25 protein-coding genes and 1 pseudogene are annotated in these 20,855 nt (G+C 41.7%); 13 read left to right on the top strand and 13 right to left on the bottom strand.

Annotation, left to right across the window (positions count from 1 at the left end):
• Positions 1-134 precede the first annotated feature (134 nt).
• The 4 genes from NMG48_RS15085 (at position 135) to sixA (ending at position 2,588) form a co-directional block, all read left to right on the top strand.
• Complete coding sequence (locus NMG48_RS15085) at positions 135-1,028, top strand: Rpn family recombination-promoting nuclease/putative transposase (RefSeq protein WP_271252312.1); 894 nt, start codon at positions 135-137, stop codon at positions 1,026-1,028.
• Positions 1,029-1,130: 102 nt separating this feature from the next.
• Positions 1,131-1,382 (top strand): phosphoribosylformylglycinamidine synthase subunit PurS, encoded by a 252-nt coding sequence (gene purS, locus NMG48_RS15080; protein WP_271252311.1) that lies wholly within the window; start codon positions 1,131-1,133, stop codon positions 1,380-1,382.
• Between the two features lie 11 nt (positions 1,383-1,393).
• Complete coding sequence (gene purQ, locus NMG48_RS15075) at positions 1,394-2,092, top strand: phosphoribosylformylglycinamidine synthase subunit PurQ (RefSeq protein ID WP_271252310.1); 699 nt, start codon at positions 1,394-1,396, stop codon at positions 2,090-2,092.
• The gene (gene sixA, locus NMG48_RS15070) at positions 2,085-2,588 is read left to right on the top strand and encodes a phosphohistidine phosphatase SixA (RefSeq protein WP_271252309.1); all 504 of its coding nucleotides are present in this window, start codon (positions 2,085-2,087) and stop codon (positions 2,586-2,588) included. The genes purQ and sixA overlap by 8 nt, the downstream gene beginning before the upstream one ends.
• Positions 2,589-2,682: 94 nt before the next feature.
• Here the strand turns inward: sixA and rpe are convergent, their stop codons facing one another.
• The 7 genes and pseudogenes from rpe to NMG48_RS21835 all read right to left on the bottom strand — a co-directional run bounded on the left by rpe (position 2,683) and on the right by NMG48_RS21835 (position 6,030).
• Entirely contained in the window at positions 2,683-3,372 is a 690-nt protein-coding gene (rpe, locus tag NMG48_RS15065; RefSeq protein WP_271252308.1) for a ribulose-phosphate 3-epimerase, read from the bottom strand.
• Between the two features lie 202 nt (positions 3,373-3,574).
• Complete coding sequence (locus NMG48_RS15060; RefSeq protein ID WP_271252307.1) at positions 3,575-3,997, bottom strand: hypothetical protein; 423 nt, start codon at positions 3,995-3,997, stop codon at positions 3,575-3,577.
• A gap of 51 nt (positions 3,998-4,048) precedes the next feature.
• Positions 4,049-4,318 carry a hypothetical protein gene (locus NMG48_RS15055; RefSeq protein WP_271252306.1) on the bottom strand — a complete coding sequence of 90 codons (270 nt, stop codon included), beginning with the start codon at positions 4,316-4,318 and terminating at the stop codon, positions 4,049-4,051.
• 7 nt (positions 4,319-4,325) lie between these two features.
• Positions 4,326-4,874, bottom strand: a pseudogene (locus NMG48_RS15050) (transposase); the annotation flags it as partial.
• A gap of 29 nt (positions 4,875-4,903) precedes the next feature.
• Entirely contained in the window at positions 4,904-5,272 is a 369-nt protein-coding gene (locus NMG48_RS15045) for a helix-turn-helix domain-containing protein (protein ID WP_271251623.1), read from the bottom strand.
• A gap of 55 nt (positions 5,273-5,327) precedes the next feature.
• Positions 5,328-5,708: a PD-(D/E)XK nuclease family protein gene (locus NMG48_RS15040; protein WP_271252305.1), complete on the bottom strand. Its 381-nt coding sequence runs from the start codon at positions 5,706-5,708 to the stop codon at positions 5,328-5,330.
• 136 nt (positions 5,709-5,844) lie between these two features.
• The gene (locus NMG48_RS21835) at positions 5,845-6,030 is read right to left on the bottom strand and encodes a hypothetical protein (RefSeq protein ID WP_441339177.1); all 186 of its coding nucleotides are present in this window, start codon (positions 6,028-6,030) and stop codon (positions 5,845-5,847) included.
• Between the two features lie 282 nt (positions 6,031-6,312).
• On the opposite strand from NMG48_RS21835, the gene NMG48_RS15030 reads away from it, so the two are divergent.
• Positions 6,313-6,564: a Ycf34 family protein gene (locus NMG48_RS15030; RefSeq protein WP_271252304.1), complete on the top strand. Its 252-nt coding sequence runs from the start codon at positions 6,313-6,315 to the stop codon at positions 6,562-6,564.
• Between the two features lie 179 nt (positions 6,565-6,743).
• Positions 6,744-7,712, top strand: coding sequence for an N-acetylmuramoyl-L-alanine amidase-like domain-containing protein (locus tag NMG48_RS15025; RefSeq protein WP_271252303.1), 969 nt, complete (start codon positions 6,744-6,746; stop codon positions 7,710-7,712).
• A 48-nt stretch (positions 7,713-7,760) separates the two neighbouring features.
• Here the strand turns inward: NMG48_RS15025 and prmA are convergent, their stop codons facing one another.
• Both prmA and NMG48_RS15015 read right to left on the bottom strand, forming a co-directional pair.
• Entirely contained in the window at positions 7,761-8,681 is a 921-nt protein-coding gene (gene prmA, locus NMG48_RS15020; RefSeq protein ID WP_271252302.1) for a 50S ribosomal protein L11 methyltransferase, read from the bottom strand.
• A 118-nt stretch (positions 8,682-8,799) separates the two neighbouring features.
• Positions 8,800-9,201, bottom strand: a complete 402-nt coding sequence (locus tag NMG48_RS15015) for a DUF4346 domain-containing protein (protein ID WP_271252301.1) — start codon at positions 9,199-9,201, stop codon at positions 8,800-8,802.
• 141 nt (positions 9,202-9,342) lie between these two features.
• Here NMG48_RS15015 and NMG48_RS15010 point away from each other — a divergent pair, with 141 nt between their 5' ends.
• Positions 9,343-11,079 carry a serine/threonine-protein kinase gene (locus tag NMG48_RS15010; protein ID WP_271252300.1) on the top strand — a complete coding sequence of 579 codons (1,737 nt, stop codon included), beginning with the start codon at positions 9,343-9,345 and terminating at the stop codon, positions 11,077-11,079.
• 142 nt (positions 11,080-11,221) lie between these two features.
• Positions 11,222-12,037, top strand: coding sequence for a DUF429 domain-containing protein (locus NMG48_RS15005; RefSeq protein ID WP_271252299.1), 816 nt, complete (start codon positions 11,222-11,224; stop codon positions 12,035-12,037).
• A 34-nt stretch (positions 12,038-12,071) separates the two neighbouring features.
• Here NMG48_RS15005 and NMG48_RS15000 read toward each other — a convergent pair whose 3' ends face one another.
• Both NMG48_RS15000 and cobA read right to left on the bottom strand, forming a co-directional pair.
• The gene (locus NMG48_RS15000) at positions 12,072-12,452 is read right to left on the bottom strand and encodes a HepT-like ribonuclease domain-containing protein (RefSeq protein WP_126387382.1); all 381 of its coding nucleotides are present in this window, start codon (positions 12,450-12,452) and stop codon (positions 12,072-12,074) included.
• Between the two features lie 22 nt (positions 12,453-12,474).
• A complete protein-coding gene (gene cobA / locus NMG48_RS14995; RefSeq protein WP_271255283.1) occupies positions 12,475-13,215 on the bottom strand; it encodes a uroporphyrinogen-III C-methyltransferase in 741 nt (246 codons plus the stop codon).
• Between the two features lie 280 nt (positions 13,216-13,495).
• Between cobA and NMG48_RS14990 the strand changes: the two genes are divergently transcribed.
• From NMG48_RS14990 to frr, 4 genes are all read left to right on the top strand, one after another.
• On the top strand, positions 13,496-14,701 hold the full coding sequence (locus tag NMG48_RS14990; RefSeq protein WP_271252298.1) for a pentapeptide repeat-containing protein: 1,206 nt from the start codon (positions 13,496-13,498) through the stop codon (positions 14,699-14,701).
• 46 nt (positions 14,702-14,747) lie between these two features.
• A complete protein-coding gene (locus NMG48_RS14985; RefSeq protein ID WP_271252297.1) occupies positions 14,748-15,644 on the top strand; it encodes a pentapeptide repeat-containing protein in 897 nt (298 codons plus the stop codon).
• A gap of 193 nt (positions 15,645-15,837) precedes the next feature.
• Complete coding sequence (pyrH, locus tag NMG48_RS14980) at positions 15,838-16,596, top strand: UMP kinase (RefSeq protein ID WP_271252296.1); 759 nt, start codon at positions 15,838-15,840, stop codon at positions 16,594-16,596.
• Positions 16,583-17,131: a ribosome recycling factor gene (gene frr, locus NMG48_RS14975; protein WP_271252295.1), complete on the top strand. Its 549-nt coding sequence runs from the start codon at positions 16,583-16,585 to the stop codon at positions 17,129-17,131. The genes pyrH and frr overlap by 14 nt, the downstream gene beginning before the upstream one ends.
• Before the next feature lie 72 nt (positions 17,132-17,203).
• Here the strand turns inward: frr and NMG48_RS14970 are convergent, their stop codons facing one another.
• Positions 17,204-18,187, bottom strand: a complete 984-nt coding sequence (locus NMG48_RS14970) for an apocytochrome f (RefSeq protein ID WP_271252294.1) — start codon at positions 18,185-18,187, stop codon at positions 17,204-17,206.
• Positions 18,188-18,240: 53 nt separating this feature from the next.
• Positions 18,241-18,780 (bottom strand): cytochrome b6-f complex iron-sulfur subunit, encoded by a 540-nt coding sequence (gene petC / locus NMG48_RS14965; RefSeq protein WP_126387392.1) that lies wholly within the window; start codon positions 18,778-18,780, stop codon positions 18,241-18,243.
• 314 nt (positions 18,781-19,094) lie between these two features.
• Between petC and NMG48_RS14960 the strand changes: the two genes are divergently transcribed.
• The gene (locus tag NMG48_RS14960) at positions 19,095-20,852 is read left to right on the top strand and encodes a serine/threonine protein kinase (protein ID WP_271252293.1); all 1,758 of its coding nucleotides are present in this window, start codon (positions 19,095-19,097) and stop codon (positions 20,850-20,852) included.
• The last annotated feature ends 3 nt before the right edge of the window (positions 20,853-20,855 follow it).

The raw sequence follows: 20,855 nt of genomic DNA, 5'->3' as shown, positions 1-20,855 counted from the left end.
CGATCGCGCTCCTCTCTCTTTTATAGGCGATATGTTTTATAACAATATAAGAACACAATTTTTTGATGGTGCGGCTTCGCCGCACCATCAAAATTAAGTTGCAAAGCCCTTAGTACAAATATGCGTTAAAAAATATGCGTTTTATTAATCCTAAAACTGACTTTGCTTTCAAAAAAATATTTGGTTCTGAACAAAGCCACGATATTCTGATTAGCTTTCTCAATGCCATGCTTTACGAAGGCAACGATACGATTACAGCGATCGAAATCCTGAATCCCTATCTTGCTCCACGTATTCGCGGGATCAAAGATACCTATCTAGATGTTAAAGCTACGATTAATAACACTACCAATGTCATTATTGAAATGCAGGTTTTAAATGTAGAAGGTTTTGAAAAACGAATTCTCTATAATGCGGCTAAAACCTATTCAAATCAGCTTGAAGTTGGTGAAGATTATATAGATCTTGAACCAGTGATTGCCCTTACTATCACTGATTTCCCGATGTTCCCAGAACTAAATCAGCTTATCTCTCGCTTTATTCTTAAGGAAAAGACCTATCTCACTGACTATCCCATCTATGATATCGAATTGGTATTTATTGAACTGCCAAATTTTCGTAAACAGTTAGAAGAGTTAGAAACTTTAACGGATAAATGGCTATATTTCCTAAAAACTGCCAAAAAGCTAGAGATCGTGCCTCCCGTGATGGGTTCTGTCCCAGCCATTCAAAAAGCCTTTGAAATTGCCAATCAAGCCAACCTTACCCGTGAAGAGTTGGATGAACTTGAGCATCATGAAATATTTATCCATGATCAACGCAATGCTATCAAGAAAGCTGTAAAACAGGGACTGCAACAAGGTTTGGAACAGGGATTAGAGCAAGGACTACAGCAAGGCTTAGAGCAAGGTGAGCTTAAAGCAAAGCTAGAAATTGCTAAACAATTACTAGCAGTTCTAGATGATGAGGCAATTATTCAAGCTACAGGACTTAGTCTGGAACAAATCACTGAGCTGAGAAATAAGTAGAGCTTTGCAATTTACGATATGATCGATCGCATTGATTGCTTATATATTCAGTTATACATAGCGATCGCTTCTAAACAATTGCCAGATCATTAACTCCTCAGCATGAAGTATCAAGCCCGTATATTTGTCACCTTACGTCCATCGGTTCTCGACCCCGCAGGCACGGCTGTGCAGTCGGCACTCAAGCAAATGGACTATCACGTTGACTCGGTTCGCATCGGTAAGTATGTGGAAATTGTTCTTGATGCTGATAATGAGTCTGAAGCATCTCAGAAATTGGATGAAGCTGCGGACAAGCTGCTGGCAAATCCTGTTATCGAAAATTATCGCGTTGAATTAACCCCAATCGCTTAGGAATTGACAATATGAAATTTGGTATTCTCGTATTCCCCGGTTCCAACTGCGATCGCGACGTTGCTACGGTTACTAGTGGAATTCTGCAACAGCCCACGAGATTGATCTGGCATAGTGACACCGATATTAGCGATTGTGATGTCATCGTTGTCCCTGGGGGATTTAGCTACGGTGATTACTTACGCTGTGGAGCGATCGCTAGATTTGCACCTGTAATGAAATCTTTGCAAGAACACGCCGCTAAAGGGAAGTATGTACTTGGCATTTGTAATGGATTTCAGATCTTGACTGAATCAGGCTTATTGCAAGGTGCATTAGTTAGAAATCGTGACTTACACTTTATTTGCGATCGCGCACCTTTGCGAGTTGAGCGCAATGATTTAGCTTTCACCAAGAAATATCAAAAGCAACAGGTAATCTCTTTACCGATCGCCCATGGTGAAGGGTGCTACTTTGCAGATGCGGATACGCTCAAGGAACTGGAAGATAACCATCAAGTTGTTTTCCGTTATAGTGATGCGATCGGCAATATCACCGATGATGCTAATCCTAACGGCTCAATATCTAACATTGCAGGGATTTGCAACAAACAAGGTAACGTTTTGGGCATGATGCCCCATCCCGAACGTGCTGCTGAAGGCATTTTGGGCGGGACTGACGGCAAGGCTTTATTTGAAGGACTTCTTGAAGGGTTGTTAGTCAATGCCTAGCCTCTATTTAATCCGTCATGGCATTGCTGAGAATCGCGAGAACTATGAGGATGATACTCTGCGTCCTCTCACCGATGAGGGGCGGAAGAAAACGAAACAAGTTGCGAAGCGTCTCTATGATTTAGGCTTGCGCTTTGACCTATTGCAAACTAGCCCTCTCGTTCGTGCTCAGCAAACCGCCGAGATATTCACTAATGTCTTTAGTAGTCCTGTGCAGCAATCCTCAGAACTTGCTCCAGAAGGAAGTTTTGAAGCTTGGCTCCAATGGGCTACAGAATGGCTCAGTCAACATCCCCAACCTGCTAGGGCATCTCTAGGGATAATTGGTCATGAACCTGACCTGACCACATGGGCAGAAACCTTGCTTTGGGGAGAGGCTAAGGGAGCATTAGTATTGAAAAAAGCTGGCATTATTGGTTTAGTACTACCAGAATCTCAACCTTGGACTGCCAACGGAATTCTCTTTTTATCGATTCCACCCAAGTTGCTCATATAAAAAAGAAGCGGTGTATTGCACCGCTTCTTTTTTAATCTTGAACCAATCAATTTTTTAAAAGTGTTGCTTCGCCACACTTTTAAAAAGCTGTAATTTATGCTGTTACCAACTCAGGGCGCTTACTGTTGCGAATACCATCGATCGCTTTAGCATAGTCAGGAGCATTAAATACTGCCGAACCCGCAACGATCGCATTAGCACCAGCTTCTAAAACCTGCCAAGTATTATTTGCCTTCAAACCACCATCAACTTCAATCCAAGGATCAAGTCCGCGATCGTCACACATTTGACGCAACTTCACAATCTTAGGAATAACGTTAGGAATAAAGCTCTGACCACCAAATCCGGGGTTAACGCTCATGATCAAAACCAAGTCACACAAGTCGAGAACATACTCAATGAAGCTCAAAGGTGTGGAAGGATTGAGGGATACACCAGCTAATTTACCAAGTTCTTTGATTTGGCAAAGATTGCGATGTAAATGAGGGCAAGCGGTATGCTCTGCATGAACAGTAATGATATCTGCACCAGCTTTAGCGAAATCAGGTACATATCTCTCTGGCTCAGCAATCATCAAATGCACATCTAAAATTTTGGTGGTTACAGGACGGATTGCTGACACAACCAATGGACCAATGGTGATATTTGGAACGAAACGACCATCCATCACATCAACGTGAATCCAATCCGCACCCGCCGCATCAACTGCACGAATGTCGTCACCCAAACGGCTAAAGTCAGCAGAAAGGATCGAGGGAGAAATAACTGTGGACTTCTTAGGCATATGATTTACGGGGGGCTTAGCTTTACAAAGATCTAAAAAACAGCAGAAAAGTGTAGTTTTGACTACATCCTTATGTTAATTATTAATTAAATTTAGCAGTTTCGAGCGTAAGTAGCACAGTAATATTTGCCAGTATTGACTTATAGGTTAGGGGTAAAGCATTGTCGATCTAAAAATGTAATGAAATAAAGAGGCTAATCAATCAGTCTAAAGTGGCTGTCAGTCTTTTCAACATATCAAGTGCCCATTTCCCTGAATCTTCAGGACTCGCACTATATGGCAAACTGTCATTTTCACCTATATAGATAAGTCTATTTTTTTCACTGTTGAGTTTAAACTTTATTTTGCGATCATTAACCCAATCTTCGACTTGTTTAGAAGTCCTCTTAAGCTTAAGATCAAAGAAGTCCAAATACCAACCTTTCGGAGTTAGCACTACGTTGAATTGTAATGACAAGGAATCACTTATGACAATTGTGTACCAAGATACAGCCACCAAATAAGCCGAAGGCAACCAGAAGCCAGATTTGATCGGGTAAGGGGATTGGGAAAAGACATCATCGGAAAGAACAACTTCATTTAATTGCTTTACTTTTTTTCTCATATCCTTTTGCATCTCAATCACTTCAGCAAGTAGTTTTGAAATACTTTTCTGATTATCAGCAAAATATAGTAATCATTGTTCATCCATAGAAGTTGCCTCTTGTAAATTTTGTATGGTTTGGATAAAGTCACGCAAAAATATTGTGTGTGGCTCACGACCAGTCAGAAAATAAGAGCCAATATTCGCGAACACTTGCTCAAATAGCAATTGATAAGTAATAGGCTTAAATCCATGTAATTTAACCTTTGATGTATCTATAGGGAAGACTGATAATAATACCTTGTAAACTTGGCGATCTTTCCGCAAGTACTTATTAAGATGTTCTGCATACTTACAGTCCATTGAGGGATTAAGTAGTACAGTAACAACACTTAGTAAACCAATTTTTGAAGAAATCTTTTTCTAACAAGTAAGGGAAAACGTTGATTAAATGCTGAAGTAGTTTTTGAGAATGAGGTCTAAGCAATCTAATAAAATATTTGAGAACCGACCACATCATCTCAATTGGATTAAAATCAGGAGAATAGGTGGGTAAGTACAAAATCTTAGCACCTGTCGCTGTAATTGCTTTTGCGACCCCCTCAACTTTATGGCAGTTGAGGTTATCCATGATGATCCTATGCTCAGGACGTAATTTAGGTACTAGGTCATCTTGGACAAAGGTGAGAAAATCTGCTCCTTTCATAGAACCCTGAATCGTTTTCAGGCAAACAATCCCATCAACTGAAATAGCGCCAATTATTGTGTATTTCTGACCTTTGTAAAAGGGACGAAGACTGAATACTCTTTTGCCACATTCACTTCTTGCCACAGAGCGTTCCATCCCCTGCCATACTCCCGTTTCATCAATACAAATCAGATCTTCAGCTTTCACTTCATTCAATGCTTCCCAAAATTCACATCTTTGCTGTTGTACTGCCTCACTTTTTACCTTTTCATGGCGATAGGTCTTTTTTTTAGAGTGATGTTATGCCTCTGGAAAAATCGGCACATGCTGCCTGTGGTCACTGATACTCCTGTTTGTTCTGCTACTTCTTCACAGTACTGCCATAGTGTCCAATCTGGATGCTCTGAGACAATTTCGAGGATTTTCTCCTGATGCGCTTCGAGGGGACTTTTGATTGGACTACCTAATGGTTTGTGGTTTAGTTCTCCTGTCTCTCGGTATTGATTCAGTAGTTTTTGCACTGTTTTCGTCGCGACTTGAAATTGCTTCGCTACTTCCCGAATCGATGTATTTCCTGCTTCGTAGTTTGCTACGATCTTTTCTCTGAGATCTAGTGAGTAAGGTGCCATTTTTTACTCTCTTTTGGGTTTTGCTATCCTAGCTTATCTTGTACTACTCTTTCCCTCAATAGGCTGTATCGAACCGATTATAAGCATCAGCAAAAATCTTGTTTTCTATCCCCAAAAGAAAATCATCTGATTCGATTATTAGATCAATACGTTTACCTTCAGAGGTAGATTCTTCACGTCGCACATCAATATTTTGACCATTAGTTACTACCTTTTCATTCTTTTCATTGATGAGTGTAAACAGCGAATCTAACAGAAGTGAACCAAATCCATGTTCGTTAGATGGTTGAAGATAAAACTGAAGTATATTGCTACAAACATTCTCGAAGTGTGGATATCCCGCAATCTCCATAAATGTCTGTTCTTGCTTTCGTAAAGGCGGCAAGCTTTTTAAACCATTGAGGAGATGCGTTATTTGATCTAAAGATAAAGTCACAATTTTATTTAATCAGGGTTTCACAAGCTACTAAGAAAATTAGCTTAAAATCAACATAAAATATATCAATTACACAATGTAATATATTACATTGTGTAATTGATATATTTTTAATCTACTACAGTCTATTGACAGATTAAGCATCATAATAACAATACTTAGTAAAGCAATTTTTGAAGAAAAGTTTTTCTAACAAAAAAGGAAAACCATTGATTAAATACTGAAGCATTCTATGAGAATGAAATCTAAATAACCTAATCAAATATTTGAAAACCGACCACAGTATCTCAATCGGATTAAAATCAGGATAATAGGTTGGCAAATACAAAACCTTAGCGCCTGTCTCGCGATTTGGCTATATCATCGACTGATTTCCATAATGGAGTTGTGATCATTGCGCGGTGTCACTGTTTAACTGACCAGTACCTACAGCACGACCAAACGAATCACAAGAAAAATCTTGAAAACTTTGCCTTGCAAAGTTTTCAAGATTTTTCTTGTTTGGTTTTGAGCGCAAAGCGTTGTAGGTTTGCTGTACAGACTTTTGGTAAACACCTCAAGGATTTTTTTGTTAGGATAGCCCCATGAATTAGGTATAACTGCCATGTGTATCTGCGTCAATTGCACCTATGTCGATCGCTGCATAACTTACCACTCAGTCGAAGCTTTACATCTGCAACCTCATTTAACCGATCTTCCAGACTTTGAGGCAATTTCTCCCACAATCAACGTTAATATCCGTACAAAATCTACTGACGATATTCAAATGGAATGGGATGTTGTTGGTTGTGAGAGCTTTGTCTCCGAAATGGGAAAATGGACTAAATTGCGCCCCGGTGAACTTGTTCCCACTTAGGTCTTACGCAGCAAAGGCAAATTATTGGGCTGTCCGCTAAGCGGACAGCCCAATAATTTGCCTTTGTTTTCTGAGCTACTTAACAAGATTTATACTGAGAGATGCGGCTTCATGCTTACATCTTTTTTGGGATCAGTCATCAAGCAACTTACAACGCCTAAACGACAAATTAGGAATTCATGCCCCAAACGATCAAACCATTTTTACTAATTATTTTAGTAGGACTATCTTTTAGCGATTACTTCATTCCCAATGTCAAAAATATTGATCAAAAAGATCAGATTCTTGTCACAGCAAAAAATACACAGATTGAGGACAAAGCTTCATCTCCTAACTCTTCCCAAAATTCGTCTATAGAATCTTCTGCTGAAAAGCTAGAATATCAGCGATTGATGCAAGTATTAAGCGATCACCAATTATCAAAATTATCATTTAGTGAAGTTATTCAAACCGTTTCTGCACAGTTTATTGGGACAAGCTATCGTGAAGGATTATTAGATCAAGGGGAATCTGAAAAGCTATTTGTCTCACTTACAGAATTTGACTGTGTGCTATTTGTGGAAACAGTTTTAGCATTCTCACGGAATTTATTAGCAGTGAATCCCTCCTATGAGAACTTTGTCCAGAATATTCAAGAAGTGCGTTATGCGGACGGTAAGCTAGATGGCTATTGCAGTCGTTTGCATTATTTCTCGGAATGGATACGCGATAATCAGAAACGAGGTATTGTGAGTGATCGCACTGAGGAACTAGGGGGCATTCCACTTAACAAGACCCTAAACTTTATGAGTAGTCATTGGCAAAAATATCCTCGTCTCAAGAATAGCGAAGCCAATTATCAATGTATTTTGGCGATGGAAAAGCGAATGGAACTAGAAATGCGATCGCAGCCATTGCGATATATTCCATCTCGTAAAATCCATTCGATCTATCCCTCATTAAAAACTGGCGATATTATTGCTGTAGTCACAGATCTCAAAGGTTTAGATACCACCCATACAGGATTAGTCTATCTCACTGCCAAAGATACAGGTTTTATCCATGCCTCGCCATCAGGAAAGGTAAAAATTGCTCCTGATTTACAGCGTTATGTCGAGCGTGTCGATCACGCGATCGGCATTATGGTAGTACGCCCAATCAATCCTTAAACCCTCTTGCGCGCTTAAAAAAGGAACGTGCTATGCACGTTCCTTTTTTTAATATTCCGATCGCCTAATCGTTAAACATGCCCATTCCTGACGCTTCCAGAAAGTTGCTACCACCCACTTATGGGCATCAAGGGCATCGGCAACCTTGGGTACTTGCTCGATCAAAATCCCACTCAAAATCCCCCAGCCATTTCCACCAACTAGCTTATCGAAATAGGGAACCATATCAACAATAATGTCAGCGAGGATATTACAGGTAAAACCATTGGCAGGAGCAGGCATATTTGCAATTAAATCTTGAATACTGCCTTCCTGTACCCAGATTTTTTCCTCAGGGATGTTATTAAGTTGACGATTATGATTAGTCGCCTTAATCGCCAAAATATCGTTATCGATCGCATAGGTTTGGCTAGCACCAATTAACAAAGCACCGATACTGAGAATCCCTGAACCACAACCCACATCGGCAACCACAATATTATCCTCAGGCTTTGCCCCCCAAAGACGCATTTCTAAGGCTTCTAAACATAACTGTGTCGTTGCATGAGCGCCCGTACCAAAGGCACTACCGGGGTCAAGCCGTAAGATCTTGCGATCGCTATCTGTCGGTGGGTCAATCCAAGCAGGATAAATCACCAACATATCGCCAATTTCCTGCGGACTCCAATGCTGCTTCCAACTCGATGACCAGTCCTCATCATTAATGACTGTCCACTGAGTTATCGGAGCTTCGTAATTGCAGGCGATCGCATCTTGTTTGAGCCATAGAGCCAGAGCCGCTAAATCCAAAACAGTTCCCTTCTCCATTGGCAAGTAACTATTCACTCGGATCTGTCCATCTTTTTTATGAGTTACCATGCCTTGGCAACCAAAATTTTGTAGTCGCCAAAAAATTTGCTCTTCTAAAGACTGTTCAGCGAGGACTTGGATTTCCCACCAGTTATTGATGATGATGCTCGAAGGTGACATCTGGCGCTTATGACTAATGTAGTTATGATTATTTTATGACTATGAGTATATCTATAGGATTACGATGCCTCTCGGCAAGCGCCGTTCATCGTAAGTATTTATCTTGCTCAAGTCTTGATCAGTCTTGGATATATTCTTGCTGTTGCAACAACGCTAATTCTGCACGTTGCGCTTCTCGTCCCAAATAAGCCGCATGGTCGAACAGTGTAACAGGACAAAGCTGGGTTTTCTCAAAAATTTCTACACAGAGTTCCTTGGCTGTTCTACCTGTAAACAATTGCATAGCTTGGCGGTCTACCTTGCCTTTAGCAGGAATTGGTTTACCAGTTTCAGGATCAACTGCTAAACCTTGTTCATTGATGAAATTACTATAGTGTTTCGCACAAATTAGGTTTTGTTGGCGATCAACATAAATAATAAAGTAGCCACTGGGATCGAGAGCTAGCGATCGCTTAGATAATTCATCATCAATTTGATGGATTTGTTGAGCAAGTACATCCGTTTCCACAATCAGATTCATTCACTTTGAAACTTGAAAATATTTTGTCTAGATCCCCATGATACGACTTAATATAGCTATTTATAAACATGAGATGCCTCCTGAAATAATCCTTGCCCATAACTAGCCCATAATTAGCTCATAACTAGAGAGACGATCGCCATGCCAGCCAAAGTACTCGATGGACGTTACAAACTGATCAAAAAGCTCGGCGCAGGAGGATTCGGGCAGGCTTTCATCGCTAGGGATATGCGTCGTCCCGGTTCACCCCCTTGTGTAGTCAAGCAACTCAAACCCGCAAGTGATGATCCAACTTTTATCCGTGAGGCTAGACGATTATTTAACACTGAGGCAGAAACTCTCGAAAAACTCGGTAAGCATGATCAAATTCCCCAGTTGCTCGCCTATTTTGAAGAAGACAAGCAATTTTTCTTAGTTCAAGAATTTGTCGAAGGGCGATCGCTCCATGAAGAATTAAAAGCCCCCTTACCTGAAGTATCCGATCTTGATAATCAAACCCAAGAAAAGATTCTAGAGGAACTCCAAAATATTGATGCACCGATTAGAGACAAGCAACTTGGCGAAGTTGAAGTACTCAAAATCTTGAAAGATGTCCTAGAAGTTTTAGAGTTTGTGCATTCTGAAGGAGTCATTCACCGCGATATTAAGCCAGATAATTTAATTCGCCGCAAGAAAGACCAAAAAATTGTCCTCATTGACTTTGGCGCAGTACGAGCCATGCAGGATGCTAATACCCAACTAGTTGCTAATGAGAAAGGGGAATCTCGATTTACCGTAACCATTGGAACCCCCGGCTATATGCCCAGTGAGCAATGTGCAGGTAGACCAAATTACAGTAGTGATATTTATGCGTTAGGAATGGTAGCAATCAAGGCGCTCACAGGTTATGCACCTACCGACTTACCCACCGATCCTGCGACAGGAGAATTAGTGTGGCGGGACAAAGCTAGAGTCAGTAATGGCTTAGCTATGGTTTTAACCAGAATGGTGCGCTATCACTATACTCAACGCTATCAGTCTGTCCGAGAGGTCAAACAAGGTATTACCACCTTTGCCACGATGACCGAAGTTGAACGCCAAGCCACCACAAGCAAGCTCGTTAGATCAACAATTTTAACGGAGTCAAGTCGGTTAACAACTTCTCAATCTAATGCTAAGTCTACAGATCGCCCACCAAGCCGAAGATCGGTAGCTGCATCTTCTTCGTCTAGCTCTAACTCAGGAGTTCTATTTCTATTTGGAGGACTGCTGGCAGTGGTAGCCGTAATTGCAGCTTTTGCACTGCCTGCGATGATGCGAAGTAATCAGTCATCAGTAATTATCAATAATCAGCCATCGCCTGTAAAACCGATCACAACTGACGCAACTTCTACGCAAATACCCAAGACAGCTTCTAGTGAATCAATTAATCAAGCAATCAATCTGGAAGTAAATAAGGAGCTGACAATTCCCAAAAACATATTTGGTAATGCAGTTCACATCTACAGGATTCAAGCTAAGGCTGGACAGGTTCTCAACAGCACAGTTGCAGGTAATGGAGTATTAATCACAGTTTTTAATGCTCAAGGCATCATTCTGCCTGATGCCTCTAATGTTTTGAGTGCAAATGTACCGATCGCCACAGATGGTGAGTATACAGTTCAAGTAAAGGGGCTAGGAGGCAATGCAGAAGTTCCCTATCAGCTAACTCTTGGACTAAAAGATACTGCGAGTTCTACAGCACCAACACCTTTAACGACTCCATCATCGGTTCTACCAACGCCAACCGCAGGAACACCCACACCGCCAACTCCACAAAGCACAGGAACACCCACTACTCCCTCACCAACTCCAACCCCGCCTCCACCACAAATTGAAATCAAAGTTAGAAATAGATAAAACTTACGCATCGGATAGATGTGGTGCGGGCAAAGCCCGCACCACATCTATCCGAAACCTAGTAAATTCGTTAGCATTGTGTAAGTCCCAATAGATAAAAACAGAAAAGGCACAAAGTGCCTTTTCTGTTTCATAAAGCTATATGAAAGTATATGGAATTGATTTTACAAGCGCTCCTAGTAAAACGAAGGCAATCGTCTTAGCAGAGGCTTGGATAGAAGTAGATATTTTACATATTGAGAAGTTCTATCGCTTTATCGACTTTTCCTCTTTTATGGAATTCCTAAGGCGATCGCCTACTTGGATAGCAGGAGTTGACTTCCCCCTCGGACAACCGCGTAAATTAATAGAAAATTTGCAATGGGGCAAGACTTGGGCAGAATATGTCCAGATCGTCGGGCAAATGTCTAAGACTGAATTTGTGGCAACTTTAAATCAATACCGTCAAGATCGCGCGATCGGCGATCGCGAACATTTGCGACATACGGACAAACTCACAGGGGCAATTAGTCCCATGAAAATCTATGGTGTGCCAGTGGGCAAGATGTTTTTTGAAGGCGCACCAAGAATGCTAGCAGCAGGATTTAGCATTTTGCCCTGTCATCCCACCAACGATCCACGCATCATCCTTGAGGTTTATCCTGCCATCATCGCCAGAAGTCTCATTGGTAAACACGGCTATAAATCTGACGAAAAGCGCAAACAAACCCTAGAGATGCAACTTTTACGTCAAGAGATGATTAATCAAGTGCGATCGCCTAGTTTCAAAGAGGCATACAGCTTTGGTGTCAATATCAACAATGCTCTCGCCTCCGAATGCACTCAAGATGCTTCAGGCGACACCATAGATGCCTTATTTGCTGCAATTCAAACCGCATGGACATTGCAACAACCAAGTTATGGAATTCCCGAAACCTGCGATCGCCTCGAGGGATGGATTTGCGGAAAGCTGATTTAAGAAAGTAAGTCCCAAAAGGACTCACTCTCAAATTCTATAAATTTGCGATCGCTTTTTTCATCTGTGCCTTAATAAAAGGTACATCCTGCTGAGTTAACTTCCATAAAGTATTCAGATCAACTTCTAAATAACCAAACATCAAGCTATCACCGACACTAGTTAAGCTCCGCCAATTAATTTGGGGATATCGATCCATAAAACTAATCGGCAACCGTCTTGCCGTTGCTCCGATAATACTGATCGCTCGTTCCACTGCAAAGATTGTCTTTTGATCGCGACTAAACTCTAAAAAATCTATCCCCGCTACAAATGACTCAGTTGCAGTAAGCGCTTCTAAAATATCGTGTATCTGAACTTCAAGACGATGGTTATTGTCATCTATTTCAGCAGGAATACTCACTTCACTGGTTCCCATTAGCTTTTTTCCCTTAAAAAGATTAGTTTAACATTTGGGTGCAATTGCGAAAATTGACAATATTGCCTATAACGGCGATCGCAGGTGGAGCAAACATTGCCTCCTGCACCAATCCGACAATATTACCCAAACAGCCAATCAATTCTGACTGATCGGCGCGTGTCCCCTGTCTGATTAAGGCTACAGGTGTTGATTCTGGCAAACCTGCTAATTCTAATTTGGTAACGATTTCCCCCAAATTATGCAGTCCCATGTATACCACAATCGTTTCCGCCGCCTGCGCGATCGCTGTCCATTGCACCTGTGGGCGATATTTCCCTGCTGATTCATGCCCAGTGACAAAAATAACCGACGAGCTAAAATCGCGATGAGTCAAGGGAATTCCTGCATAGGCTGGAGCTGCTATCCCTGAAGTAATTCCTGGCACAACTTCTACCGCTATCCCTGCGGCTCGCAAATCCGCCAATTCTTCACCACCACGCCCAAAAATAAACGGATCGCCCCCTTTCAAACGTACAACAATTGCATGTTCTTGAGCCTTTTCGATCAATAGCTGGGTGGTTTCCTCCTGCAAAAGCGAATGATTACCACGACGCTTACCTGCGTGGATTTTTTCAGCGATCGGATTAATCATGGCAAGAATTTCGTCACTGACTAGGGCATCGTACAGCACCACATCGCAGGTTTCTAATAGTGCCTTACCCTTAAGAGTCATTAAGCCCGCATCTCCAGGACCTGCACCTACCAAATACACCTTACCCATAACAGGTTGGTGCAAATCTTCTCGTAAATCCTGTTGATTTGTATCTACATCTATATTTGTCATTCGTTATGAAAACCTTAGTATCTCAGCCAGCATCTAAGCCAAATATTGCAAGGCGATCGCATCACCATTTTCCTCATGTATTCTAATTGTATTAAGTTGAGACGCAGCCATCTTGTTAAGCCCAATCAAGGAGAAATTAGGGAACCTAAAGGAACATTTATATGCTCAAAAATCTTCTTGAAATGTAACGAGTACAACGAATCAAAATGAGGCAGGCGTGAATCTTCTTACCGACTTTACCAAAGCAAATCTTACCAAATCTAGCCTAGAAGGAATCAACCTCAAGGGGGCAGATCTTAAGCGCGTGAATCTCAGTAACGCCAAACTTGCAGACTCAATGCTTGCAAAAGCAAATCTGACAGGGGCATTTCTCCATGAAACCGATCTTAGTCGCGCTAATCTAGTCGAAGCTAATCTCACAGAAGCTAATCTCACTTCTGCGCTGTTAATCAGTGCCGACCTCCAACGAGCTTGCCTGAATGATGCTTATTTAGTGGCAGCAAATCTCAATAGTGCCAATCTGACGAGCGCTTCTTTAATCAATGCAGATCTTAGTCTTGCCACTTTAACTGGAGCCTGCCTCAATGGAGCAAATCTCAGTCAGGCTAAGCTCAATGGCACATTTTTTATCGAATCGAATTTGCTAGGAGCCGATCTTAGTAGCTCTGACTTTACAGGCGCATTAATGATTAAGGCAAATCTTAGTGGCGCAAATCTGAGTCAAGCCAGCTTGATGAATGTTGATTTGACAGAAGCGAATCTCACGGGTGCTGAACTCCATGGAGTCGATCTTAGTGGTGCAATTCTCAATGAAGCGAATCTCAATGCCGTCGATCTAGTTCATGCGAATTTGAGTGGCGGCTCCTTGAGTCGAGCAAATTTAGGTTGGGCAAATTTGCAGGGTACAAACTTAGAGAAAGCCAATCTCATTGGTTCCGACCTGAGCTGGGCAAATTTAAACGAAACCAATCTTATCGAAGCCGATTTGAGCTGGACAAATCTCACGGGGGCATTTTTGATGAAGGCAAACCTCAGTGGTGCAAATTTGAACGGGGTAAATCTTTCTAATGCCAATCTCAGTGGTGCAAATTTGAGTGGTGCAAATTTGATGGGCGCAAATTTAAGCGGAGCGGATCTCAGTAATGTCGATCTGCGCGGTGCTTATTTAATTCGCACCAATTTGCATAATGCGATTTTGAATGAAGCGAATTTGACGGGTGCAAATCTCGATGAAGCAGTATTAAACGGAGCCAGCTTAAACCGAGCGAATCTCAATCGTGCCAATCTCACCAGAGCCAGCTTGACAGGTGCAAATCTTAAGGGAGCATTTATGCTGTGGACAAATTTAAAAGGGGCTTTCATGTTATGGACAAATTTAGATGGAGCAAACATGACAGGCGCGATTTTGCCAACAGATAAATAAATCCTTGCGAGAAGCTGAATCAACAAAAACATGGTGTGAAAGAGTAATGAAAGCTAGAGAACTTGTCGATCGCTATAACAAGGGCTTTCGAGATTTTAGTGAAATCGATCTCAGTGGTGAAAATCTCAGTGGTGCAGGATTAACAGCGATCGCCCTCAATAACGCCGATCTCAGTGAAACTAACCTATCGGCAACCACTTTAAATGAAGCAAATTTATATGGCGCAAAGCTAAATGCGGCAGTTCTATATCGAGCAAGTCTAAATGATGCAAATCTCTGTGAGGCAGATCTAAATGGTGCTAGTCTGATTAAGGCTGATTTGCATGGTGCTAGGTTAGAAAGGACTAATCTCAAAGATGCTGACCTCACTGGCGCTAATCTAAATGCTGTGAGTCTTGTAAATTCGGACTTAACAGGAGCAAATTTAAGTTGTGTATCTCTAGTCGGAGCTAACCTAGAAGGCGCAAATCTCACCGAAGCATTTTTGAAAGGAGCAAATCTAGATGGGGCAAAACTAAACGGTGCAAATTTTCAAGGCGCTAATTTGAGTGGGGCAAGCTTCAGTGAAGCTAATCTTAGTCAGGCAAATCTTTCCGCATCTGATCTTTCCCATGCGAATTTGTATGCTGCCAATCTCAGTGATGCTTTATTGTCCAAAACTGATCTCAGTGGGGCAAATCTAAGTAGTGCCAATCTTAATGATGCCAATCTACAGGAAGCCGACCTTAATGGAGCTTTTTTGATTGATGCTCAGTTAGGTAGAGCGCGTCTCGATGGCGCAAATCTTAGTAAATCCAATTGCTATAAAGCCGATTTTAAAGGTGCATCTTTACTAAGAACTAACCTCAATGGCACAAATTTAAATTGCACAGATTTTTCTAATGCTTCTCTGCAAGGCATTGATGGTGACAACAATCACCGTCCAGAGTATGCAAAGGACTAAATAGATTATGTAGAGTTAGTTAAGTTACGCCATTTGTCGTAGAAACCGCAATGGTATGTAGATACGTCTGATCTAGAGAGAGAAAACCATAAACAGCGATCGCTCTATAGATGGTGATCTAGAAATTAGGATAGGTACGCCGCTCCTAAACCGAAGATCCTGCCGTCTTTTAAATAACTAGTAGGAATGAAACATGAACGCAGTCATTACAAGTCAAGAACTCCCAAAATATAAACGCATTTTATTAAAACTCAGTGGCGAGGCGCTCATGGGCGCTCGCAGTTTTGGTATTGATCCTGAAGTTGTTCAAAATATTGCTTTACAGGTTGCCGAAATTGTTCGTGATGGCATTGAGGTAGCAATCGTTGTTGGTGGAGGTAATATCTTTCGGGGTATTAATGGTGCGGACAAGGGTATGGATCGCGCTACGGCTGATTACATTGGTATGATCGCCACCGTGATGAATGCTCTGACTTTACAAGATGCCTTTGAGCATTTGGACGATCCGATTCCCACCCGAGTAATGTCAGCGATCGCCATGCAGGAAATCGCAGAGCCATATATCCGCCGTCGTGCCATTCGCCACCTTGAAAACAATCGGGTGGTTATTTTTGGCGCAGGCTCAGGTAATCCTTATTTCACCACTGACACAACTGCCGCTTTACGGGGAGCCGAAATTAATGCCGATGTCATCCTGAAGGCAACCAAGGTCGATGGTATTTATGACAGCGACCCCAAGAAAAATCCTGAGGCAAAGCGGTTTCAATCCGTTAGTTTTGACCATGCTCTCATCAATGATCTGCGCGTTATGGATGCTACAGCTTTTGCACTTTGCAAAGAAAATGGCATCCCAATTATTGTGTTTGATCTCGGTGTAACAGGTAACATTCGTCGCGTCGTCATGGGAGAATCGATTGGTACTTATGTTGGAGGTTCCTGTGAAGTTAACTGATGTTGAGGCGCGAATGCAGAAAGCTGTAGAAGCGACCCAGCACAATTTTAATAGTGTGCGAACGGGGCGTGCTAATGCTTCGCTGTTAGATCGGATTACGGTGGAATATTATGGTGCAGAAACGCATCTCAAGGCTTTGGCAAATATTTCTTCGCCTGATGCAACCACCTTGCAAATTCAACCCTTTGATCGTTCAACCATGCGGGCGATCGAAAAAGCCATTTCTGAGTCTGATATTGGGCTAACCCCTAATAATGACGGCACGAGCATTCGCTTAAATATTCCACCTTTAACTACTGAGCGTCGTAAAGAGTTGGTAAAGATGGTCGCTAAGCTTGCCGAAGAAGGCAAAGTTGCAATTCGGAATGTGCGTCGGGATGCGATCGATTCAATTCGCAAGCTAGAAAAAGCAAAAGAAATTTCTGAAGATGATTCTAAAAGTCAACAAGAGCAAGTAGATAAGTTAACGGAAAAATTCGTTAAAACTATCGATAAGGTAACTGCCGAAAAAGAAAAAGAAATTTCCACAATCTAACATTCAAAAATTAAAGGCGGTGCAATGCACCGCCTTTAATTACAAAACAAGCACCCATTGGGTGTTTGTTTTTTAGAAGTTCATTTCTACAGCTTGAACCTTTTCGACTTGCTTCTTCTTCAGTACTAACAGAATTTGAGTAACGATTACTGCGGCGAAGAATGCTAGTAAACCTTGAATGCGGCGAGGGTCTTGAAGAACGATTTCGCCATCATGCTGACCAAAACCACCAACGTTAGGATTAGTAGTTAGAGGTGCACCCACCTTAACCTCACTACCAGGCTCGACAACTAGCTCAGCACCAGCAGGAACCTTCTCTACGGCAATGCTGCCATCGGTAGTTTGGATAGAGATTTCATAACCGCCATAGATACCTTCATCTTCATTAGGAGCGATCGGGCTAATTTGAGTAACTAGACCAGAAACAGAAGAAGTATATTCGTTGTTATTGCTCTTTTCACCAGTGGGGTAAACTTGACCGCGACCACGGTTACCACCTGCGTATACAGAATACTTCAAGAAGTGGATATTCTTGTCTGTTGCAGGGTCAGGAGAAAGGACTGGGAATACAATTTCGGAATACTCATCACCAGAGATAGGACCAACAAGAACGATATTTTCTTGATCGTCGCTGTAGGGTTGGTAATAAATATCTTTAGTTTTTTCCTTTAATTCTTCAGATAAGCGCTCTTCAGGAGCAATCTTGAAACCTTCAGGCAATACTAAAACTGCACCAATATTCAAACCTGTTTTGCTACCATCAGCAGCTACTTGCTGTTTGGTGTGGTCGTAGGGAACCTTTACTACTGCTTCAAATACAGAATCGGGCTTAACAGATTGAGGCAATTCTAGCTCAATCCCCTTTTTCGCTAAGTGACAGTTAGCACAGACAATTTTGCCAGTTGCTTCACGAGGAGTTTTGTAAGCTTCTTGGGCAAAGTAAGGATAAGCAAAGGCAGACTGGTTATTCAGTCCAAATAACAAAGTCAAGCTGGTGAGGACGCATAGGCTAACGCCGACAAGTAGTCGTTTAGCACGGGATAAAGCTTTTTTCATGTATGAGTTCAAATGTGATTTAAATACCGATTGCAAAGAGTTCTGGCAAACTACTAAGACCACCAAGGAGCTTCATTGGTGCGGAAGTCAGTTTCCGTCCAAGTGCTAAATTGTACAACGTCATCCTCAACTGTGGCATGGGCAAGAGCAAGGGACAGAGGCGCAGGACCACGGACAACTTTACCTTCGTTGTTGTACTGAGAGCCATGACAAGGGCAAATAAACTTGTTCTCGGCAGCATTCCAAGGTACAACGCAACCAAGGTGAGTACAAACTGCATTTAATCCGTAGGAAGCAATTTCTCTATTTTCAGTAACAACAATGTAGGTGGGGTCGCCTTTAAGTCCTTGAGCAAGCTCACGTTCACCGGGTTGATGACTTGCCAAGAAAGCCGAAGCAATAATATCTTTACCCAAGGCATCTTTAGCGGATACACCACCGCCAGCGCCACCACGAGATGGAGGTACAAAATATGCCAAGAATGGGTAGGCAGCACCAAGGGTGGTTACGGCAGCAGACCCCCCTAAAACTAGGTTTAGAAATCGACGACGACCAATGCTAGGAACATCGGCGGATGCAGAAGCTTGACTCATAAATTTGAATTAACGTTGAAGAACGATTTAGCTGAGAAATATTACGTTTTATATATCAATCTTTACCATGATATCGACAATCTTTGGACATCTCTCTAGATGTTTTGCAACGAAATGTTAAGCAATGCGATCGCTATGATCCGAAAACCCTAAAAGTAATGGAATAGAGGCAGTTTGCTTCACTATTTTTTATTTTTAGCCTAGTGATTGTCGTACCATCATTTCAGGAAATATCATTAAATTTAACAGGAGTTAGATAACTGCCTTGTTCAAGCGCACGAAGAAAGCAGTTTTTGAGACTTGAAGTTGCTCGTATGAATGCAAAAGCTAACTCACAGTTCTCTAAATATCGGATTTTAGGCTTAGTTGGCAGAGGTCAATTCGGAAAAGTTTTGTGTGCGCGTGTACGAGATACAGGAAATCTGGTTGCCCTTAAGGAACTGGAAAACAAGCGGTTTCCTACGAGCAAACTGTTAAGAGAGTTACGATTTTTATTGACCCTACAACATGAAAATATTGTGTCTTGTACGGCATTGGTGCATCACCTCAATTACCGTTATTTGGTGATGGACTATTGCGAGGGTGGAACTCTCCGAGATTTGATGAACTATCCCAAGGCATTATCGGTACAGCAATGCTTTGATTTAGTTAATGATATTTTGCTGGGTTTAGAACATGCCCATACCGCCAATATTATTCATTGTGATATCAAGCCTGAAAATGTCCTATTAAAGATTACTGCCAAGGGTTGGAAGGCAAAGATCTCTGATTTTGGGATTGCCCGTCTTAGTCAAGAAATTGGCTCTGATGGTAGTAATACAGGTTCCCCTGGTTATATGGCTCCTGAACGATTTTATGGTCAATTTTCAGAAGGGTCAGATCTTTATGCGGTGGGCATTATTTTGTATGAGCTGTTAGTTGGTAAGCGACCTTTTTCAGGGATGCCTACTGAACTAATGAACGCCCATTTAAATCAAAGGGTAATTGTTCCTGATAGTTTGCCCCGATCGCTACAAGCAGTAATTGCGCGATCGCTGGAAAAACTACCTAAGCGCCGCTATACATCAGCTCAAGAGATGCGTTTAGATCTGTTAGCAGCTATTAATTCTGAAGATTTTAGTCAGATAAATTTTGGTCAGTTCAAATCAGGATCTGATATCGAAAGTTGTACAACAGTTCTGTTTTCTCAACATACAAATAATTTTGCCCAAAAAGATGTGTCTGAGAGAATTGTGGGCTTAGCGGGGGCAGGTAAAGCGCGTTTTTATAGCACATCAAGTTTGCATTTACGTTGGCATAGTCTCAACCTTGATCAAGAAGAGTTAATTGCGAAATCTGAACACCAAATTGAGGAGATTGTCTTTACGAAAAAGTCTTTATTTGCTCTGACGAAGCGATCGCTTTATCAGTTTGTACAGGGTAAACCAAAATCTTTATATCAATCTACCCAGCCATTTAAATGGACGGTTTCACCTCACGGAGATTGGTTTGCAATATCCACAGGCAAGCAACTTGAAATTAGAAATCTTGTCTATGGCAGGGCGATGCGTTTAGAGTTTGCGACTAGAGATTTAAGCTGCATTATTGCCTTTGATCAGCATCATCTGGTTGCGATCGCCAATAAACCCGAAACTAATGAAAGTCGCGCGATCGTCATTTCCCGTCGTTGCAATATTATGTATCGTCTGGCTTTGCCGATACCGATCGAGTCAGGTATCGCCACTTTTACTAGCGATCGCGTACTTTTACGAGAAGCAGGCAATAGTCAAAATCTTTATTTGCTCGATCTCAAACCCTATCGTTTAGTGCGAATACCATTAGAGTATGAAGTCATCTTGATGGCAGCTACGCCTTGGGGCTATACGATTACAGCGAATTACAACGCTTATCAAACAATTTTAATGTTGCTAGATTTACGCGGCAATAATATTAGCAACTTAATCATTGATGGTGAAGTTACAGCGATCGCGCCAATTGATATTAATTTAGTGGCGATCGCGACTAATGACATCTCAGGTTATAAGCTCCATGTAATTAATCTCAAAAAGTTAGCTATAGATCTAGTCTTTTAACAA

The organism is Pseudanabaena sp. Chao 1811 (assembly GCF_027942295.1).
GTDB lineage: Bacteria > Cyanobacteriota > Cyanobacteriia > Pseudanabaenales > Pseudanabaenaceae > Pseudanabaena.
Note: the sequence above shows the minus strand (reverse complement) of the source record. Positions and strands in the feature narration are given on the sequence as shown.

What these genes read in the sequence shown, in the direction of transcription:
- NMG48_RS14985 (WP_271252297.1), top strand. Translation starts at nt 14,748, where the DNA reads ATGAAAGCTAGAGAACTTGTCGATCGCTATAACAAGGGCTTTCGAGAT.
- NMG48_RS15015 (WP_271252301.1), bottom strand. Translation starts at nt 9,201, where the DNA reads ATGAATCTGATTGTGGAAACGGATGTACTTGCTCAACAAATCCATCAA.
- NMG48_RS15000 (WP_126387382.1), bottom strand. Translation starts at nt 12,452, where the DNA reads ATGGGAACCAGTGAAGTGAGTATTCCTGCTGAAATAGATGACAATAAC.
- NMG48_RS14960 (WP_271252293.1), top strand. Translation starts at nt 19,095, where the DNA reads ATGAATGCAAAAGCTAACTCACAGTTCTCTAAATATCGGATTTTAGGC.
- rpe (WP_271252308.1), bottom strand. Translation starts at nt 3,372, where the DNA reads ATGCCTAAGAAGTCCACAGTTATTTCTCCCTCGATCCTTTCTGCTGAC.
- purS (WP_271252311.1), top strand. Translation starts at nt 1,131, where the DNA reads ATGAAGTATCAAGCCCGTATATTTGTCACCTTACGTCCATCGGTTCTC.
- prmA (WP_271252302.1), bottom strand. Translation starts at nt 8,681, where the DNA reads ATGTCACCTTCGAGCATCATCATCAATAACTGGTGGGAAATCCAAGTC.
- NMG48_RS15025 (WP_271252303.1), top strand. Translation starts at nt 6,744, where the DNA reads ATGCCCCAAACGATCAAACCATTTTTACTAATTATTTTAGTAGGACTA.
- purQ (WP_271252310.1), top strand. Translation starts at nt 1,394, where the DNA reads ATGAAATTTGGTATTCTCGTATTCCCCGGTTCCAACTGCGATCGCGAC.
- NMG48_RS15055 (WP_271252306.1), bottom strand. Translation starts at nt 4,318, where the DNA reads ATGGACTGTAAGTATGCAGAACATCTTAATAAGTACTTGCGGAAAGAT.
- NMG48_RS15045 (WP_271251623.1), bottom strand. Translation starts at nt 5,272, where the DNA reads ATGGCACCTTACTCACTAGATCTCAGAGAAAAGATCGTAGCAAACTAC.
- NMG48_RS15030 (WP_271252304.1), top strand. Translation starts at nt 6,313, where the DNA reads ATGTGTATCTGCGTCAATTGCACCTATGTCGATCGCTGCATAACTTAC.
- NMG48_RS15085 (WP_271252312.1), top strand. Translation starts at nt 135, where the DNA reads ATGCGTTTTATTAATCCTAAAACTGACTTTGCTTTCAAAAAAATATTT.
- pyrH (WP_271252296.1), top strand. Translation starts at nt 15,838, where the DNA reads ATGAACGCAGTCATTACAAGTCAAGAACTCCCAAAATATAAACGCATT.
- NMG48_RS15010 (WP_271252300.1), top strand. Translation starts at nt 9,343, where the DNA reads ATGCCAGCCAAAGTACTCGATGGACGTTACAAACTGATCAAAAAGCTC.
- sixA (WP_271252309.1), top strand. Translation starts at nt 2,085, where the DNA reads ATGCCTAGCCTCTATTTAATCCGTCATGGCATTGCTGAGAATCGCGAG.
- NMG48_RS14970 (WP_271252294.1), bottom strand. Translation starts at nt 18,187, where the DNA reads ATGAAAAAAGCTTTATCCCGTGCTAAACGACTACTTGTCGGCGTTAGC.
- NMG48_RS15005 (WP_271252299.1), top strand. Translation starts at nt 11,222, where the DNA reads ATGAAAGTATATGGAATTGATTTTACAAGCGCTCCTAGTAAAACGAAG.
- petC (WP_126387392.1), bottom strand. Translation starts at nt 18,780, where the DNA reads ATGAGTCAAGCTTCTGCATCCGCCGATGTTCCTAGCATTGGTCGTCGT.
- cobA (WP_271255283.1), bottom strand. Translation starts at nt 13,215, where the DNA reads ATGGGTAAGGTGTATTTGGTAGGTGCAGGTCCTGGAGATGCGGGCTTA.